This window comes from Arthrobacter sp. zg-Y1116, from assembly GCF_024385485.1.
Taxonomy (GTDB): Bacteria; Actinomycetota; Actinomycetes; order Actinomycetales; family Micrococcaceae; genus Arthrobacter_B.
This window is the reverse complement of record NZ_JANFLR010000001.1, coordinates 559012-577038: the sequence shown is the minus strand read 5'-3', so window position 1 is coordinate 577038 and position 18027 is coordinate 559012. Positions and strand designations below refer to the sequence as shown.

The window sequence follows — 18027 nt, the reverse complement described above, 5'->3', positions numbered from 1 at the left end:
CGTTGATTGAACTCGACATCCACGACGGCGTGGCCGAAGTGGTCCTGAACGCCCCGCAAAAACTCAACGCCCTGGACGGCCGCGCCCTGGCGGACCTGGGGCAGGCGTACGACGACGCCGCTGCCGCGGGCGTGCGGGCGCTTTTGCTGCGGGGCGAGGGCAGGAGCTTCTGTGCAGGGCGGGACCTTTCCACTGTCTCGCCGGACCACGACGATGCCCGCGGCTATCTCGTGGATGACCTGTTGCCGCTGCTGCAGAAAATGTCTGCCTTTCCCGCGCCGACGTTCGCTGCTGCCCAGGGTGCGTGCCTGGGAGTGGGGCTCGGATTGTTGGTGGCCACCGACGTCGTCTACGTAGCTGCCGACGCGAAGATCGGCTCGCCGTTCGCGAACCTGGGTGCGGCGCTGGACTCGGGTGGACACTGGCTGTTCACGGAACGCCTGGGGCCGCACCGCACGCTGGACCTGATCTACACGGCGGAACTGATGAGCGGTGCGGAAGCGGTGGCTGCCGGACTGTTCAGCCGCGCCATGGACCCCGCCGAACTGCTGGACCGCACCCGTGCCACGGCCTTGAGCGTCGCCTCCGGTCCCACGCAGGCCTTTACCGCGTCCCGGGAACTCGTGGCACAGATCCGCGACCGGCGGCTGGGTTTCTGGGAGGCTCTCGATGCGGAGAACACCGTGCAGGAAAAGCTCAGCGGAACACCCGACTATGCGGAGGGCTTCAAGGCCTTCCTGGCCAAGCGCAAGCCCGTTTTCCAGGGCTGACGTGTTCCTGCTCAGCTTGTGATGCGGTGGACACCGGACTACCTTGGAGGTAACTCGTAAGCATGCTTACAACAGGTGCTTGCCGGCGCTGGAGAACCCTGAGACACCAAGGAGGCAGGAATATGGCCGAAAGCTATAACCCGAACAATGACCCGGCGAACCCGGATAAGCCGAAGGATGCGCAAAAGGGCTCCAATACGCAGGAGGGCACCGGCAACCACGCCCACAGCGAGGCTAAGGCAGGGAGCACCAATCCGGATCCGATGGACGGCAACATCACCGGCCTCGAGCCCGGCGGCGGCGTTCCTCCGGGAGAGACCCCTCCGGCCGAGGATCAGATGAGCACCGACCAGGGCCATGACGAAAACTGACCTGCCGGACTGGATGAACGCCTGGACTTAAGAAGCTACCCGGGCAGCGTCCGGGCAGACATAAAAAGCAGACGAAAAAGCAGGGCCTGCAGTTGCGGGCCCTGCTTTTTGCCTTCCCTGCTGCGACGCTAGCGGGTATCGCGTTCCTCGAAGACCAGGAACGTCTGAGTGTCCAGGACACCCGGCATGGACTGCAGCTGGTCGAAAATGACCCTGCGCAGGTGAACGTTGTCCTCCGCCCGGACCAGCACGATAACGTCGAACGAGCCGCCCACCAGGGCAATGTGGTGGATCTCCGGCACCTCGCTGAGCCGGTCCTTCAATTCCCGCCAGGCGTGCTGGCGGACCTTCAGCGTCACATACGCAGAAGAACCCAGTCCGGCCTTCTCCGGATCTACCAGCGCGGTGAACCGGCTGAGGACTCCGGACTCGGTGAGGCGGGCAATCCGCGAGTAGGCGTGCGCCCGGGAGATATGGACCGCCTGCGCGACGGCGGTAAACGAGGCCCTGCCGTCGGCCCGCAGGACGGCCAGGATTTTCCGGTCAATGTCATCCAGCGCCTGCACCTGCGTTGTAGTCATAATGTCCACGCTCTCCCCAAGTAATCTGCGTCACATTTGCAAGGTGTCCATCAGATTACTCCCGCAGGCCGCTGGCGTCCAAGATTTCGCGGAATGCTGGTAACAATTCAGCGCCCGAAAGCATACTGGCAAGACAGAAGTTCCGCGTGCAAGGATGCCGCGGTACTGCGGACGGAGGCTCGCGATGACCATCTCTACCGACAGGACCCGCCAGGCTGCCTTTGGCACCGAAAGCGGTTCCGGGAGCGTCGATGCCCTGTTGCCCTCGGACGTCCCCGTCCAGCTGATAGATGCCGGCGGCGCAGCCCGCCAGGATTCCCGGTACGCGATGCCCGCCGATGAAATGCTGCTGGATGCCTATGCCCGTCTGGTGGCGGGCCGGCGCATCAATGACCAGGCCAACGCCCTGGTGCGTCAAGGACGGCTGGCCGTCTACCCTTCCTCCCATGGGCAGGAAGCCTGCCAGGTAGCTGCCGCTGCGGTGCTCCAAACACAGGACTGGCTGTTTCCCACGTACCGGGACAGTGTTGCCGTGATGTCCCGCGGTGTGGACCCGCTGCAGGTGCTGACGCTGTTGCGCGGAGACTGGCACAGCGGGTATGACCCGTACGAGCACCGGGTGGCACCGCAGGCCACCCCCCTGGCCACCCAGCTGCTGCACGCCGTCGGCGTTGCGCACGCCGCGAAACTCAAGGGGGAGGACACCGTGGTGCTTGCCCTGTGCGGTGACGGTGCCACCAGCGAGGGCGACTTCCACGAAGCGCTGAACTTTGCCGCGGTGTTCCTTGTGCCCGTGGTGTTCTTCATCCAGAACAACGAATACGCCATCTCGGTGCCGCTGAAGAACCAGTCCGCGGCGCCGTCGCTGGCCCACAAAGCCGTCGGATACGGCATGCCGGGGGAGCGGGTGGACGGAAACGACGTCGCCGCCCTCCTCTCCGTCCTGGGCGCGGCAGTGCTGCGGGCACGCGAAGGCGGCGGACCGGCACTGGTGGAAGCACATACCTACCGCATGCAGGCCCACACCAACGCGGACGACGCCACCCGGTACCGTTCGGCGGAAGAAGTGCAGGACTGGTTGCCCCGGGACCCGCTGGCCCGGACCCGCACCTACCTGCGCGGCCGCGGGCTGCTCGATGATGCACGCGAGGATGACCTGGCCGCGGCGGCCGAAGCGCTCGCGGCAGCCATGCGCGAGGGCCTGAATGCCGACGTTGAACCGGACCCGCTGGCGCTGTTTGAACACGTCTATACCCGGCGAACACCGCAGCTGGCGGAACAGTCCGAGGTGCTGCGCGGTGAACTGCAGCGCGACGTGCTCGAACGCGATGCGGTGGTCCGCAACGCCGACGCAGGCCCGGGCGACGCCGGGAACCCCGCAGATCCCGGCGCTTCGCGGTGACACCTCCTGATCCGAAAGGCAGCACCATGGCAGCAACTCCTACGGTCACTGAGCCCCGGACGGGGGAGATGGCCGACGCCGGGGCAGAGTCCGGCCCGGAAATCCTGACCTTCGCCAAGGCGCTCAACACCGCGCTCGCCGACGAGATGGCGGCCGATCCGACGGTGGTGGTTTTCGGAGAGGACGTGGGTCCGCTCGGCGGGGTCTTCCGGATCACCGACGGGCTTACTGCTCGGTTCGGAACCGGCCGCTGCTTCGACACTCCGCTGGCCGAATCCGGGATCATGGGCATGGCCGTGGGCATGGCGATGAACGGTCTGCGTCCGGTGGTGGAGATGCAGTTTGACGCCTTCGCCTATCCTGCGTTCGAGCAGGTGGTCAGCCACGTGGCGAAGATGTCCAACCGCACCAGGGGAAAGGTGAAGCTTCCGCTGGTGATCCGCATTCCGTATGCGGGCGGGATCGGCGGGGTGGAACACCACTGTGATTCCTCCGAGGCCTACTACGCGCACACCCCCGGCCTGACCGTCGTCGCGCCGGCAACCGTAGCGGACGCCTACACGCTGCTGCGCGACGCGATCCGGCTGAATGATCCCGTGGTTTTCCTGGAACCGAAGAAGCTCTACTGGAGCAAGGAACCAGTGGACCTGGCCGTCCTGCGCCGCGCCGCCGATGACGCGCTGCGCACGGGCCAACAGGTTTCGGGCGGGATCGGCACCGCAGCCGTGGCACGCACCGGAACGGATGCAACGTTGGTGGCTTACGGGCCGTCAGTGTCGACGGCACTGGCTGCAGCGGCAGCCGCCGAAGCAGAGGGCCGGTCCCTGGAAGTCATCGACCTGCGCTCGATTGTTCCGTACGACGACGCCACCGTGGACGCGTCCGTCCGGCGCACCGGACGCGCAGTGGTCATTGCCGAAGCACCGGGGTTTGCGTCTGTCGCTTCGGAAATCGCGGCCCGCATCTCCGAACGCTGCTTCCATTCCCTCGCCGCACCGGTGCTGCGGGTGACCGGCTTCGATGTGCCGTATCCGGCGCCGAAGCTGGAACACTGGTTCCTGCCCGGAGTGGACCGCATCCTGGACGCCGTGGATGACCTGCAGTGGGAGGAGCCGGAGGCTCCCGGTGCCGGCACCGGCCCCCGAATCTCTGCTTCGGAGGATCCCCGATGAGTGTTCGTACCTTCCTGCTGCCGGACCTGGGCGAGGGCCTGACCGAGGCGGAACTCGTCCACTGGCTCGTGGCGGTGGGGGACACGGTGGTGGTGGACCAGCCGGTGGCCGAAGTAGAAACGGCAAAGTCCCTGGTGGAAGTTCCGTCCCCCTTTGCGGGCCGCGTGTCGCAGTTGCACGGCCAGGCCGGCGAGAGTGTCGACGTCGGGCGTCCGTTGATCTCCGTGGACACTGCGGCTGCGGCAACGGTGGGGGCCGGTCTCGCCGCCGGAATGACAGCGACGGGAACCGGGGAAACGATGGCACCTGCGGCGGCCGTTGGGCCGGCGGAAGCGGCCGAAGCAGTAGCGGCTGCGGCATCGGCCGGCGAGACTGCGGCAGGGGAAGCCTACCGGGAGGAAGAGAAGGCAGGGTCCGGAAACGTCCTTATCGGCTACGGAACCCCGGCCAACGGTCAGTCCCCGCGGCGCACCCGTGCGCCGCGGCGGCGGACGGTCGCGGCTGTCGGCCAGGTTGCCGGCCCCTTTGCGGGCGCGGTTGCCGGTCAGGTCGCCGGCCAAGTTGCCGGCCAAGTTGCCGGCACCTCGGCTCGAACGGAAGCTCCGCGTTGTGTATCCCCTCTGGTCCGCCGCCTGGCCCGTGACGCCGGATTGACGCTGGCGGATGTGGCCGGCAGCGGACCCGACGGGCTGATCCTGCGCCGCGATGTCGAAGCCGCAATGGCGTCCGCTGGGGTCGAAGACACTGCCGGCGAAACCAGGGGCGTGACCACCGGAGCCACCGGCGAATCCGGGGCCGCAACGGATCCGAGGACGCGGCTCACCGTCACCTCGCGCACTCCGGTGCGCGGCCTGCGGCGCACTGCCGCCGAAAACCTGAGCCGCAGCCGCAGCCTGATCCCCGAGGCGACCGTGTGGGTGGACGTGGATGCCACGGCCCTGATGGACCTGCGCACGGACCTTTCCGGGCAGGGGAAGGACGCACCGTCGCTGCTGGCTTTCCTGGCCCGATTCACGCTGGCCGGACTCACCCGGTTCCCGGAACTCAACACCCGGTTTGTGCCTGCGGAGGAGAGAGTCGGTGCGGGCCCGGGGGAGGACACACGGGATAACGCGGACGAGGCCAAGGACGGCCAACAGGCCGTGATTGAGGCCTTCGACGGCGTGAACCTGGGCATCGCAGTGCAGGCTGAGCGCGGGTTGATGGTCCCCTCGGTTCGGCGGGCGGACACCCTGTCCACTCGGGAACTGGACGCGGAGATCCGCCGTCTCACCTCTGCTGCCCAGGCCGGCCGGGCGACCCCCGCCGAACTTTCCTCAGGCACATTCACGCTCAACAACTACGGTGTCTACGGGGTGGACGGCAGTGCTGCCATCATCAATTACCCCGAGTCGGCCATCCTTGGAGTGGGACGCATCATCGAAAAACCATGGGTGGTTTCCGGCCAGCTCGCGGTCCGGAAGGTCACCCAGCTGACCCTGGTGTTCGATCACCGCGTCTGCGACGGCGCGACCGCCGGAGGCTTCCTGCGCTACGTTGCCGACGCCGTCGAAAACCCGGGCCGCGTGCTGGCGGACCTGTAATACGTGCCGCAGACAGCCACCCGCGATAGGTTGGAAACCGGCCGGCGAAAAGGAAAGCTGACATGACAGAAACACCGCAGCAGCACATCCCCACCCAGCGCAGCTGGAAGGAGGTCGCACCCCGGGTCTGGGTGCGCGCCAATGCTGCCTTTGCCGTCAACACCGGGCTGGTGATCGGGGACGATCGGGCGCTGCTGATCGATACCGGAGCAGGCCCCGGCATGGCGCAGGAAATTTACGATTCCGCCCGGATGCTGACCGACCTGCCGCTCACGGCCGTCAACACGCACGCCCACTTTGACCATTACTTCGGCAACGCCCTGATGCTCGCCAACGGCGTCGAGGATATCTGGGGTACCGCCGGATGCGCCGCGAGTATCCGTGAAAACGGAAACAGCCACCGTCCGCAGGCCGCCGACGTCGAACCCGGGATGGCTGCGGCCATGGGCGAAAACACGGAAATCGCCGAACCCACGAAGCTGGTGGAGGACGCACCGGTGGACCTGGACCTGGGCGGCATCTCCGTGACCCTCTTCCACCTCGGACGCGGCCACACGGACCACGACCTGCTGGTGGGAGCCGGGGACGTGCTCTTCACCGGCGATCTCGTCGAACAGGGCGCCGATCCGGCCTTCGAGGATTCCTTCCCCAAGGAATGGATCCGCACGTTGGGGAAAATTTCGGCGCTCGAGGACCTGTACACGGTTTTCGTTCCGGGGCACGGCAAGCCCGTCACGGTGGATTTCGTGACCACTCAAATGAACAAGATGCGCACGGCCGTCGCCGTCACCCGCAGCGCCATGGACCAGGCCTCGGTGGACATGACGAAGGCAATTCCCATCCTGCCGTACGGGCCGGACCAGTCCCGGGCATTGCTCACCCGCCTGCGGACCCTTGCCCGGTGGAAGTGGCTCAAGCAGTAACCAGACCCGGACCGGAACCGGTTTGGAGATAGTCTGGGGCCGTGCCAGCGGATGATTTCAGCCTTCGGAAAATAGCTGTCCCGGCCTACGGGCCTACCCTGCTTTACGGGTTGGCGACCGGAGCCATCCTGCCGGTCATCGCGCTCAGCGCCCGCGATCTGGGCGCCACCGTCGCCCTGGCGGCGCTGGTCATCACCCTTACCGGCGTCGGTTCACTCCTGACGAACGTGCCTGCCACGATTGTGACCACGCGGTTCGGGGAGAAATGGGCGCTTGTCGCTGCTTCGGCCTGGTGCGCGCTGGCGATGGTCCTTGCCGCGGCAGTCCCGGTGCTGGCGGTTTTCGCCCTGGCCGTCTTCATGGTCGGTATGGCGGGGTCGGTCTTCGGGCTGGCCCGGCAGAGCTACCTGACGGAAGCCGTACCGGTGAACTTCCGGGCACGGGCCCTGTCCACACTTGGCGGGGTGAACCGGATCGGCGTCTTCATCGGCCCCTTCGCAGCCGCCGGTGCAATCCACTTCTTCGGCACCACCGGGGCGTACTGGGTGGGTGCCGCGGCCGCCGTCGGCGCCGGGATCCTCAGCCTCCAGGTACCGGATCTTGCGGTCCGTTCCGGTAGGAGCGGATCGGGGATGGTGTCCAAAGCCGACGCCGGCCCCGCACCCACCGTGCGGTCCATCCTGCGAAGCCATGCACGGATCTTCCGGACCATCGGCATCGGGGTGCTGCTGATCGCTGCCGTGCGTGCGACACGGCAGGCAGTGATTCCACTCTGGGGCCAGCACATCGGCCTGGACCCCACCGCCACGGCGCTGATCTACGGGCTCTCCGGAGCCATCGACATGCTGATCTTCTATCCCGCGGGCAAAGCCATGGACACCTGGGGACGGCGTTCGGTGGCGGTGCCCTGCATGCTGATCATGGGGCTGGGCCTCGGGCTGCTACCGCTGGCTTCCGAGGCAACCGGGCTGCTGCTGGCTGCACTGCTGATCGGGTTCGGCAACGGCATCGGCTCCGGGATCGTTATGACCCTCGGTGCGGACTTCTCGCCTTCGCCCGGACGTCCGCAGTTTCTGGGCATCTGGCGGCTGCTGGCCGATCTGGGGACCATGGGCGGCCCCGGCATCCTCTCCGGAGTGACTGCCCTCGTGTCGCTCTCGGCAGGGATCGGGGCCACCGCTGTCCTGGGACTGCTGGGGGCCGTCGTGCTCTGGATCTGGGTTCCCGGGCGGAAGGCCGCAGGCAATCCGCTGACCGCCGGGCAGGCCCGCTAGCGGCGATTGCCCCGGGAACCGCCCGCTACCCGTGCGGGGTCTCCGGCCTGCTGGTTGAACAGCCAGCAGGCGAGGGCGCTGACGAGGAAGCCGACACCCACTATCAGGGTCAGGCCCGCCCAGAAGTACAGCGGTGCGGAGGTGCTCACCGCCGTCGGGTTCCAGCGGGCATAGAAGTACAGTCCCAGGCTGGCAGCCGTGGCCAGCACTCCGGGCACGGCGCAGATCACGGCAATCACTTTCGCTGTTCCCTGTGCCGCTCCGTTGGCGGGCCAGCGGTTCCAGTCCGGGTTGGTCCGCATCATCACCAGGCCGCCGACAAGGGTCCAGGCGGCGACCACCAGGAGCGAAGCGACGACGTCGGCCGGCCGGTGCCAGAGGTTGAGGAAGGTGGCCGCGCCCGCGAGCACGGCGTAGCTGCCGCCGAAGAGGGCAACCAGGGGCCGCCAGCGCGGCGAGGCGAGCAGGAAGACCGCCGCGGCTGCAGAGGCGGCCAGCGTGGTGTGGCCGGACGGCAGCGAGTTGAAATCCAGGGTCACCACCCCGCGGTCCGGCCGGTCCAGCACGGTCCGTTTCAGCAGCTGGCTGCTGACATTTGCTGCTCCGAAAGTGCCGAGGGCAATCACCGCCGGTGAAATCCGGTGCCGCAGGATGGATACAAAAACCACCACAATCACGGCTATGAAGACGGAGATCAGCGGCAGCTCGTCGAGGAAGGCGATCACCGGCCGTTCGGTGGCAGGTGCAATCAGCTCCGCTTCCTGGAAAGCGGACTCATCGGCGAGCTGGCCGGTGGTGGTGCGGACGAAGAACCAATACGTTGCGGCAACGCCGGCAGCGCAGAGGAGGGCCGCGAACAGAAAGAGCGCCGGATTATGCGCAGCCGGTCGTTCGGCACGGGCGCGCTGTGCCAGCAAGTTGCGAGTATCCATTGCATCCAGATTGCCACATCATCGTGGTCCTTACCTGTTCGACCCGAAGCGGGCAGCCGGCGAGCGTCAAAGCGTAGGCTGGCAGGGTGCCGAACAATCCTGACCTGTCTGCCCTCCTAGCCGGAGCCCGCGTGGTCTCCATTCCCATGCGGGTGAAGTTCCGCGGCATCCTGCACCGCGAGGCCCTGCTGATCGAGGGGCCGGCAGGCTGGGGCGAGTTTGCCCCGTTCCCGGAATACTCCGACGCAGAGGCCTCACCCTGGCTCGCCTCGGCCTTGGAAGCGGCCTGGCAGGGCTATCCCGCAGCGGTGCGGAAGGCCATCCCGGTGAACGGCACGGTCCCCGCCGTGCCGGTGCACCAGGTGGAGGGCGTGCTGGCCCGGTTCGGAAATGTCCCTGCCGTGAAGGTCAAAGTGGCTGAAACCGGCCAGACTCCGCTTCAGGACCTCGCCCGGGTGGCCGAGGTACGCCGGTTGCTGCCCGACGCCGGTATCCGGGTGGACGCCAACGCCGGCTGGGACGTGCCCACCGCCGTCGACACGCTGACCCTGCTGGCCGAGGCCGGGCTGGAATATGCCGAACAACCCGTAGCGGGCATTGACGGCCTGCGTGCCGTCCGGACCGAGCTGCGCCGGCGCGGAGTTCCCGTGCTGATCGCCGCCGACGAAAGCGTGCGGAAGGAAAGCGACCCGCTGAAGGTCGCCCGGGAAGACGCTGCGGACCTGATCGTCATCAAGGCGGCCCCGTTGGGCGGGGTACGCCGGGCGGTCGAGATTGTGGCGCAGGCCGGGCTGCCGGCCGTGGTGAGCTCCGCCATCGACACATCCGTGGGAATCCGTACCGGCGTCGCGCTGGCCGCTGCGCTGCCCGAGCTGCCCTATGCCTGCGGGCTGGGTACCTTGTCGCTCATGGCCGGAGACGTGACCGAAGAATCGCTGGTGCCCGACGGCGGTGCCCTGGCCGTGCGGGACGTGCCGGTATCCGAGGAGCTGCTCGAACGGTTTGCCGCCCCGCCGGAGCGTCGGAAGTGGTGGCTGGACCGGTTGGAGCGGGTGCATGCGCAGTTGGTGACGGCCCGGCAGCGTTAGGATACCGAGCCGCGCATATGTCACGCCGGCGTCAGCCGCCGATGCCGGTGACCCCCACCATGATGGGCACAATGCTGATGATGAGCGCTGCCCCGAGGATGTCGAAGACGAGTCCCGTGCGGATCATCCTCGTGATGGGTATGGTTCCGGACCCGTAGACAATGGCGTTCTGCGGCGTCGATACCGGGAGCATAAAGCCGAACGACGCCGCGAAGCTCGCCGCCAGGGCGGGGATGAACGGGTCCACGTCCATCGCTATGCACAGGGGAATCACGATGGGTACGACGACGGCCGCAGACGCGGTGTTGCTGGTGGTTTCGGAGATAAGGATCGCCAGGATCACCGAGAAAGCGGTGATGGTGATGACGCTGGTGACACCCAGGGTGTCGGAGGCGGTGGTTCCTATGGTTTCGGCCAGGCCCGTTGCCGAGAGCAGGGAACCGAAGATGATGCCGGTGCCGAAGAGGATGATGGTTCCCCAGTCGATCTTGGCGGCATCCGCCCAGGTGAGGGTGGCTTCGCGCTTCTTCCAGTCGGTGGGCAGGATGAACAGCAGCGAGGCCCCGAGCACTGCCACGATGCCTTCGTCCAGCCTGTCGTCCAGGAAGATGTACTGCCCGGAGTCCGTGCCGAAGATGAGGCTCGCGAACGCGGGGAGCAGCCAGAGGGTGACGGTAAAGCCGAAGGCGATGAGGGTGTTGACCTCCGCCCGCTTCATCTTGCCCTGCTCGGCCTTTTTCTCGCTGATGAACCCGTCAACGCCTTCAATCCTGCGGATCTCGGGCTTGTTGAGCAGGAACATAACGAGCGCGAGCACGATGAACATGGCGAGGCAGAGCGGTGCAGCGGTAGCGGTCCACTGGGCAAACGAGATGCGCACCCCGGTCGCTTCCTCAATCAGGCCCCGGCCGATGAGGTTCGGCGGGGAACCCACGGGCGTGAGCAGGCCGCCGACGCTGGCGCCGTAGGCCAGCATCAGCATCAGTGCGGCACCGACGCGCAGGCGCAGCGGATCGAAGTCGGATTTGACGGTGCCACGGGCCTGCATAAGTTCGCCGATGACCGTCAGGATGCCCAGGGCAGTAGGCAGGAGCATGGCCACCGTCGCGGTGTTCGAGACGAAGGCCGAGAGCAGGCAGGTGATCACGCCGAAGGCGGTGATGATGCGGTAGGTCGATTTTGCCACTCCCGGGATGGACAGGACGGCGAAGGCCAGCCGCTGCGCGATGCCGTGCTTGAGCATGGCCTGGGCCAGTATGAAGGCGCCGATAAACGTGAAGATGGTCGTGGAGCCAAAGGGCTGCAGAACCTCTGCGGCCGGTGCGATCCCGAGGATCACGACGGCGGCAACCCCCATGAGGCCACCCACGGGGATGGGCACCGGTTCACAGATCCACAGGATGATCACCCCGAGCAGGACGGCAGCCAGCAGTTGCTGGGTCGGGTCCATCGCTGTGGGCAGGAGGGCAAAGACGAGTGCAACGGCCGGGGCGAGGAACAACCCCAGCGTCTGGCGTGCCCGCTCAAACTTCTCCTCACGGGGAGAGAGGGACTGTTCGCTCAGGCTTCGGAACGTTTTCCCGCCCAGCAGGGCGGCTTTCACATCGGTGAACCCCGGCGTCTTCGGGGCCGGCATGGACAGCGGCACATTCTGGGACATCTTCGTCCTCCGCATATTGGGTGCATTTTCTCGGTTCGACGGGCCGCGGCCCGTGGTGTGCCGCCGTGGAGCTGAAGCGGCAACATACGACCGTCGAAACCCCTTCGGGTTATCCGGCGGCTACGGCACTGATTTCATCGGCTATGGCCTTTCCCAGCTGTTCGGTGGTTCCGCTGCCGCCGAGATCGGGCGTGAGGGAGACGTCTGACCGGGCCAGCACGTTCTCGAACGCCTGGACCACGGCGGCGGCTGCTGCCTGCTCGCCCAGGTGCTGCAGCATCATGGACGCGCTCCAGATCTGGCCGATGGGATTCGCGATCCCCTGGCCGGCAATGTCCGGAGCGGATCCGTGGACAGGTTCGAAAAGGCTCGGGAAGCGGCGTTCGGGGTTTATGTTGCCGCTGGGCGCGACGCCGATGGTGCCCGTGCATGCCGGGCCCAGGTCCGAGAGGATGTCGCCGAAGAGGTTGCTGGCCACGACCACGTCAAACCTTTCGGGATGCAGCACGAAGTGCGCCGTAAGGATGTCGATGTGGTAGCTGTCGATCCTCACATCTGCGTACTTGCCGGACATTCGAGCTACCCGCTCGTCCCAATACGGCATGGTCACCGAAATTCCGTTGCTTTTGGTGGCGGAGGTCAGGTGCTTCTTGGGACGGCTGCGGGCCAGGTCGAATGCGTACTTGAGGATGCGGTCTACACCGGTCCTGGTCATGACCGTTTCCTGGATCACCGTTTCCCTGTCGGTGCCCTCGAACATCCGCCCGCCAATGCTGGAGTACTCGCCCTCGGTGTTCTCGCGGACAACGTAAAAGTCGATGTCCCCGGGCCGGCGTCCGGCCAGCGGACTCCGAACTCCGGCCAGCAGCTTCACCGGGCGGAGGTTGACGTACTGGTCGAAGTGGCGGCGGAATTGGAGGAGGCTTCCCCACAGGGATATATGGTCCGGAACCGTCTCAGGGGAACCGACAGCGCCGAAAAAGATGGCATCGAAACCCTCAAGCTGCTCAACCCAGTTGTCGGGCAGCATCCTGCCGTGCTTGAGGTAGTAGTCGCCGTTGGCAAAATCGAAGTCGGTGCTTTTCAGGGTGAAGTCAAAAGCCTCAGCTGCGGCAGCCAACGCCCGCATTCCTTCGGGCACCACTTCCTGTCCGATCCCGTCTCCGGCGATGGTTGCGATTCTGTGGGTCTGCGTCATAGCGGACCTTCCGGTCTCGGCGCGCCTGTGCGCCGAACGAGTCTCAAGGTGCTGGTTCCAACAGTGTAGGGACGGCGCGAAGCTACGGTTAGACCTTCCGGGCAAAGCATTATGTCCCGTTCAGAAAGAAGGGATTCGGCTCGGCGTGCAGCTCGGATCGGGAGCCCATGCCCAGCGACCCTGCACTGCGGCTGCTACGGCCCGGATGTCCCGAACCCTAGGATGGAAGGGTGAACGGAACCCCGAAGTCTCCCAACCCGTCCTCCGCCTCCGGGCCGTCTGCCTCCTCTGCGGCCGGCACTCCTGACCCAGTGGATGGGTCGCGGACCGGATTGAGCTCCCTGCAGGCAGCCCGCTCCGCCGTCGCCGCCTTGGCTTCCGCAGGAGTGCGCGACGTCGTCCTGGCCCCGGGATCGCGCAGCGCACCGCTGGCCTACGCGCTGGCGGAAGCGGAACTGCAGGACCGGATGCGGGTGCACGTACGGATAGATGAACGGGTTGCCGGCTTTACTGCCCTCGGCCTGGCGCGCGGCGGGCGCCGTCCCGCAGCCGTCGTGACGACGTCGGGCACTGCCGTGGGTGAACTGATGCCTGCCGTGATGGAAGCCCACCATGGCGGCGTTCCGCTGGTGGTCCTCTCCGCGGACAGGCCGGCCGAGCTGCACGGCACCGGTGCCAACCAAACCACCGTGCAGCCGGGCCTCTTTGCGCATTTCCCGGTGACGGCTGCGGATGTGGAGGCCGGCACCGATCCTGCCGAAGCCATTTCCGCCGCCCTGGCCCGCCTCGGCAACGGCATTCCCGTGGGACCGGTGCACGTGAACCTCCAGTTCCGGGATCCGCTGACGCCCGGCGAAACCGACCCCTTGTTCCTCGAATCCGGTTCCATTCCGGAGGCTTTGCCTGCCTCCGCACCGGTTCCGGCGGAGGACCGGGTCCCCGCCGCCGATCCGCCGATTCCCGGCGCTCACCGCACCGTGGTGGTGGCGGGTGACGGCGCCGGGGAGCTCGCTGCGCTCTTCGCCCTGCGTGCCGGGCTGCCGCTGCTGGCGGAACCGTCCTCCAACGCCCGCTTCGGTCCCAACGCCGTGGGTGCGTACCGTTTGCTGCTGCCGGAACTCGGTCCGATGATTGAACGCGTTGTCGTGTTCGGCCGCCCCACGCTCTCCCGTCCGGTCGCCGGGCTGCTGGCCCGGACCGACGTCGAAAAAGCCCTTTACCTGCCCCGGCCGGTGAACTGGTTTACCGAGGGACGGCGACCGGAAACCATCATCAGCGACATTCCCGGACTCTTCGAGTTCGCCGGAACCGGTGCGCCCGGCTGGCTTGAGCAGTGGCGGACGGCCTCGGAAGCGGCCATGAACACGCTGAACAACCTGCTGGAACAGGAGGCCGGGCTCACAGGCCTGCAGGTCGCGGACCTGGTGTGGGACGCTGCAGACGCCAACCTGGTACTCGGTTCCTCCAACGTCATCCGGGACATGGACCTGGTTGCCTCTCCGGGCTGGCATCCGCTGGACGTGTACGCCAACCGCGGCCTGGCCGGAATCGACGGGACCATTTCCACGGCCACGGGCATTGCGCTCGCCAACGGCATTCCCACCCGGCTGCTGCTGGGTGACCTCACATTCCTGCACGACGCCGGTGCCCTGCTCCTTGGCGACGGGGAGGATGAGCCGGACCTGCAGATCATCGTGTTGAACGACGCCGGCGGCGGCATTTTCTCCGTCCTCGAACATGGTGCACTGGGGGAGGACCCCCGGTACACGGCCTTGGTGGAACGATTCTTCGGGACACCGCACCGTGCCGATCTGGCCGCACTGTGCCGCGGCTACGGTGTCCGGCACCAAGTGATCCGCTCTGCCGACGAACTCGAAGCCGCCCTGGCCGAACCGGTCCACGGACGGTCGGTGCTGGAAGTACGCACCGCGCGCCAGACGCTGCGCAGCCTGCATCAGCAGGTGCAGTCGGCTGTGGGGGCAGCGGTGCGGAGCTAGGGCTGCGCGGGTAGGGCTGGAAAACGTCCCTTCGCGCATCCTCCACCTAGTCGAGGACCCAGATGCTGATCCGAACCGCCGAGGGAAGCCTCGTACCCGAACCAACGAGGATGCGGGAGGATAGCCAGGCCCATTCGGGTCCGCCCGAGAGCAGCCGGGGCGTGCATCGAAAGTAGATGCGTGCGGGATCGACTTCGTCGCCGCGCACCAACGCGGCAATGTCCTCGGCTGATCCAGACCGAACGCCGAAATTGGTGACGTAGATCCGCTCTCCGCTGTCCGTCTCGATCGAATACTTGGCTTCGAGCTCAGTGAGGGTAGCTGAGCGCAGCAGTTGGAAGTCCGCTCCGCCCGGCAGGACCTTGCCGTTGAGCAGCGGGCCCCGGACCGTGCCCCCGAGGATCGGGATAAGGCGTCTGGTGCCTTCGGTGGTGGGCCCGATTTCGAGGGGTTCCCCGATATCGATGACGAAGGTGGCCAGGAAAACCATTCCCGGGGTGCTGGGCGGCTGGGCATCGTGTGATGCTGCAGCCGGGGCCGTGGAGGCGCCCGCCGCCGGGGCCGGGGTTTCTCCCGGAGCTTCTCCCGTCGCCGGGGGGACCGATTCGCCCGTGCCGCGGGAGCTGTCAGCGCCGCTGCTGCCGGTGCCGGATGTCTGCGTCGTCATGGCTTTGACGGTACCTCTGCCGGAGGGCAGCCGGGATGGCTGTATTTCCGACATGGCATGGTGGAAATAACTCGTTGAGGTTTTCAACGGTCACGGCGACACTGTGAGGACATGAGTCCACCCGCTCGATGAGGAGCCGCAATGACGCAGAGTTACGAGACCGCTCCACCCCGCGCCAGGGGGCGGAAAGGCAAGGATCTGCTGGCCGTAAACATCGGCAACGCACTCGAATGGTTCGACTGGAACATCTATGCGATCTTCGCGCCCTTCTTTGCGGCCCAGTTCTTCGTTTCCGATGACCCGATTTCCAGCCTGCTTTCAACCCTCGCCGTCTTTGCCGTTGGATTCCTCATGCGTCCGGTGGGCGGCTGGGTCTTCGGCCGGATTGCGGACGAGCGGGGCCGGCGCTTCAGCCTCACCCTTGCCATCCTGCTTGCGGCGGTGGGAAGCCTCGCGATCGCCGTGGCGCCCACCTTTGAATCGGTGGGGGCTTTCGCCGCGGTCATCCTGTTGCTGGCACGAATGCTGCAGGGGCTCTCCCACGGCGGTGAAACCGGATCGGCGTTTACCTATCTTGCGGAAATGGCACCGAAGGAGAAGCGGGGGCTGTGGTCCAGCACCCCGTGGCTGGGAGTGGCAGCCGGCACAATGCTTGCCACAGGCCTCGGCGTGCTGCTGACCGCTCTCTTCACGGCAGACCAGATGGCAGATTTCGGCTGGCGTATTCCCTTCGCCGTCGGGGCCGTGCTTGGCCTTTATGCCATCTACATCCGCCGGACCATGAGTGAATCCGATGTCCACACTGCGGCCAAGGAAGCCGCAGGCGGAGAGCGTCCGACCCTCTCGGCAGTGTTGGCCGAGCTGGGCCGGGAGCGGGCAGCCCTGCTGCGCATTGTCGGACTGACCATCAGCGGCGTCGTCGCCTTCTACACCTGGTTCATTTTTGCGCCGGGCTACGCGGCCCGGGAGTTCGGGATGGATCCGAATGCCTCCCTCGTGGCCGGGCTGCTGGGCCAGTCGGTGTTCCTGCTGGCTGTGCCTGTCATGGGCAGGCTCTCGGACAAGTGGGGCCGCAGGCCGGTGCTGATGGTCTTCGCTGCCGGCTTTGCGTTGATGGCCTTCCCGCTGGAAGGCATGCTCAGCGGCAATCCGCTTGCGCTGTTCGGCACGATGGCGATCGGCTCCGTGCTGCTGGCGGCCAACTGCGCACCGCTCGGGGCAGTGTTCTCCGAGCTGGTGCCCACCCGGCTGCGCGCCACCATCATCGGGATCGGCTATGCCACCTCCGGGGCTATCTTCGGCGGGACCGCGCCCTACCTGAACACGTGGTTGTCGAGTCAGGGCATTCATTGGATTTTCGTCGCCTATATGGTTGTCTTGTGCCTGATCAGCGCGTTGGTCATCATCAAGATGCCCGAGACCAAGGGCACCGAGCTCCGGTAGCCGGATCGAGCGGGGAGGCGGGCAATGCCGAAGTTCACCCTCCGCCAGCTCGAGTATTTCCGGGCCGTTGCTTTGAACGGCAGCATCAGTGCGGCAGCCGAAGCGGAGCGGGTTTCGCGCTCTTCGGTTGCAGCGGCCCTTGATGACCTCGAATCGGCCCTGGGCAGCGCCCTCTGTATCCGGACTAAGGCCCAGGGGATCGATCTGACTGCCAACGGGCGGATCATCCTCGCCAGCGTTGAAACGATTTTGGACGATGTAGCGGAACTCCAGCAGCTCGGCAGCGGGACCGAGCTAAGCGGAACGCTGACAATCGGCTGCTTCCCGTCCCTTGCCCCCACCATGATTCCGCTCCTGTGGCAGGACTTTGCCCGCGATCACCCCAAAGTGAAGCTGGACGTAGTCACAGGCAGCCGTTCGGAATTGGTGGAGAAGCTGGCCCGCGGGGAGGTGGACCTGGTGCTGGCCTACAACCTGCATGAGTTCGATTCCGTGGAGTCCGCGGCGCTTTATGACACCTGCATGCACGCGATCCTCGCGCCGGCGCATCCGCTGGCCTCCCAGCCGAGCGTCTCTGCAGCTGACCTGGCAGAGGAACCGCTGCTATTGATGGACGTGCCGCCGTCTGCCGACGATATTCTGGGCTATTTCTCGTCGTTGGGTCTGTCTCCGCGGATCGGGTTGCGCAGCCAGCAATTCGAATTCATCCGCTCATTGGTAGCCCGTGGTGCAGGGTATTCGCTGTTCATCCAGCGTCCCCGCACATCCACCAGCTATGAAGGCCTGCCGGTTATTGCCCTGCGGGTTGTGCCGGCGCCGCCGCTGGAGCGTGCGGGAATCGGATGGTCAAGCCGTCGGCGGCTTTCCCGCCGGTCCAGGGCTTTCATTGACCTGGTCCGGGCCCGCGCGGCTGATCTTGCGCCGGAGCCCGTATAGGAGCGGTGATTCCACGAAAACAGCCCTTCC

16 protein-coding genes are annotated in these 18027 nt (G+C 66.3%); 11 read left to right on the top strand and 5 right to left on the bottom strand.

Annotated features, from left to right (window positions below; all coding sequences use genetic code 11):
• Positions 1 to 2: 2 nt before the first annotated feature.
• Both NNX34_RS02665 and NNX34_RS02660 read left to right on the top strand, forming a co-directional pair.
• A complete protein-coding gene (locus tag NNX34_RS02665; protein ID WP_255764988.1) occupies positions 3 to 770 on the top strand; it encodes an enoyl-CoA hydratase/isomerase family protein in 768 nt (255 codons plus the stop codon).
• A gap of 122 nt (positions 771 to 892) precedes the next feature.
• Positions 893 to 1141, top strand: coding sequence for a DUF6480 family protein (locus NNX34_RS02660; protein WP_255764987.1), 249 nt, complete (start codon positions 893 to 895; stop codon positions 1139 to 1141).
• Positions 1142 to 1269: 128 nt separating this feature from the next.
• Here NNX34_RS02660 and NNX34_RS02655 read toward each other — a convergent pair whose 3' ends face one another.
• Positions 1270 to 1722, bottom strand: coding sequence for an Lrp/AsnC family transcriptional regulator (locus NNX34_RS02655; RefSeq protein WP_255764986.1), 453 nt, complete (start codon positions 1720 to 1722; stop codon positions 1270 to 1272).
• Between the two features lie 184 nt (positions 1723 to 1906).
• On the opposite strand from NNX34_RS02655, the gene pdhA reads away from it, so the two are divergent.
• The 5 genes from pdhA to NNX34_RS02630 all read left to right on the top strand — a co-directional run bounded on the left by pdhA (position 1907) and on the right by NNX34_RS02630 (position 8076).
• Positions 1907 to 3124, top strand: coding sequence for a pyruvate dehydrogenase (acetyl-transferring) E1 component subunit alpha (gene pdhA / locus NNX34_RS02650; protein ID WP_255764985.1), 1218 nt, complete (start codon positions 1907 to 1909; stop codon positions 3122 to 3124).
• Between the two features lie 68 nt (positions 3125 to 3192).
• On the top strand, positions 3193 to 4296 hold the full coding sequence (locus tag NNX34_RS02645; protein ID WP_255765708.1) for an alpha-ketoacid dehydrogenase subunit beta: 1104 nt from the start codon (positions 3193 to 3195) through the stop codon (positions 4294 to 4296).
• A complete protein-coding gene (locus NNX34_RS02640; protein WP_255764984.1) occupies positions 4293 to 5879 on the top strand; it encodes a dihydrolipoamide acetyltransferase family protein in 1587 nt (528 codons plus the stop codon). Before NNX34_RS02645 ends, NNX34_RS02640 begins: the two co-directional genes overlap by 4 nt.
• A 62-nt stretch (positions 5880 to 5941) precedes the next feature.
• Positions 5942 to 6802, top strand: a complete 861-nt coding sequence (locus tag NNX34_RS02635) for an MBL fold metallo-hydrolase (RefSeq protein ID WP_255764983.1) — start codon at positions 5942 to 5944, stop codon at positions 6800 to 6802.
• Between the two features lie 41 nt (positions 6803 to 6843).
• Complete coding sequence (locus NNX34_RS02630; RefSeq protein ID WP_255764982.1) at positions 6844 to 8076, top strand: MFS transporter; 1233 nt, start codon at positions 6844 to 6846, stop codon at positions 8074 to 8076.
• Here NNX34_RS02630 and NNX34_RS02625 read toward each other — a convergent pair.
• Positions 8073 to 9008 (bottom strand): phosphatase PAP2 family protein, encoded by a 936-nt coding sequence (locus tag NNX34_RS02625; protein ID WP_255764981.1) that lies wholly within the window; start codon positions 9006 to 9008, stop codon positions 8073 to 8075. The genes NNX34_RS02630 and NNX34_RS02625 overlap by 4 nt on opposite strands.
• A gap of 86 nt (positions 9009 to 9094) precedes the next feature.
• Here NNX34_RS02625 and NNX34_RS02620 point away from each other — a divergent pair, with 86 nt between their 5' ends.
• Positions 9095 to 10096, top strand: coding sequence for an o-succinylbenzoate synthase (locus NNX34_RS02620; protein WP_255764980.1), 1002 nt, complete (start codon positions 9095 to 9097; stop codon positions 10094 to 10096).
• A 31-nt stretch (positions 10097 to 10127) separates the two neighbouring features.
• On the opposite strand, the gene NNX34_RS02615 is transcribed toward NNX34_RS02620, so the two are convergent.
• Positions 10128 to 11756, bottom strand: a complete 1629-nt coding sequence (locus tag NNX34_RS02615; RefSeq protein WP_255764979.1) for a DASS family sodium-coupled anion symporter — start codon at positions 11754 to 11756, stop codon at positions 10128 to 10130.
• 109 nt (positions 11757 to 11865) lie between these two features.
• Complete coding sequence (locus NNX34_RS02610) at positions 11866 to 12954, bottom strand: tartrate dehydrogenase (protein WP_255764978.1); 1089 nt, start codon at positions 12952 to 12954, stop codon at positions 11866 to 11868.
• A 230-nt stretch (positions 12955 to 13184) separates the two neighbouring features.
• Between NNX34_RS02610 and menD the strand changes: the two genes are divergently transcribed.
• Positions 13185 to 14951, top strand: a complete 1767-nt coding sequence (gene menD, locus NNX34_RS02605) for a 2-succinyl-5-enolpyruvyl-6-hydroxy-3-cyclohexene-1-carboxylic-acid synthase (protein WP_370647207.1) — start codon at positions 13185 to 13187, stop codon at positions 14949 to 14951.
• Positions 14952 to 14997: 46 nt separating this feature from the next.
• Here the strand turns inward: menD and NNX34_RS02600 are convergent, their stop codons facing one another.
• Complete coding sequence (locus tag NNX34_RS02600) at positions 14998 to 15618, bottom strand: DUF3237 domain-containing protein (RefSeq protein ID WP_255764977.1); 621 nt, start codon at positions 15616 to 15618, stop codon at positions 14998 to 15000.
• Between the two features lie 141 nt (positions 15619 to 15759).
• On the opposite strand from NNX34_RS02600, the gene NNX34_RS02595 reads away from it, so the two are divergent.
• Entirely contained in the window at positions 15760 to 17061 is a 1302-nt protein-coding gene (locus NNX34_RS02595) for an MFS transporter (protein WP_255764976.1), read from the top strand.
• 24 nt (positions 17062 to 17085) lie between these two features.
• Positions 17086 to 17997, top strand: a complete 912-nt coding sequence (locus tag NNX34_RS02590; protein WP_255764975.1) for a LysR substrate-binding domain-containing protein — start codon at positions 17086 to 17088, stop codon at positions 17995 to 17997.
• Positions 17998 to 18027: the final 30 nt, after the last annotated feature.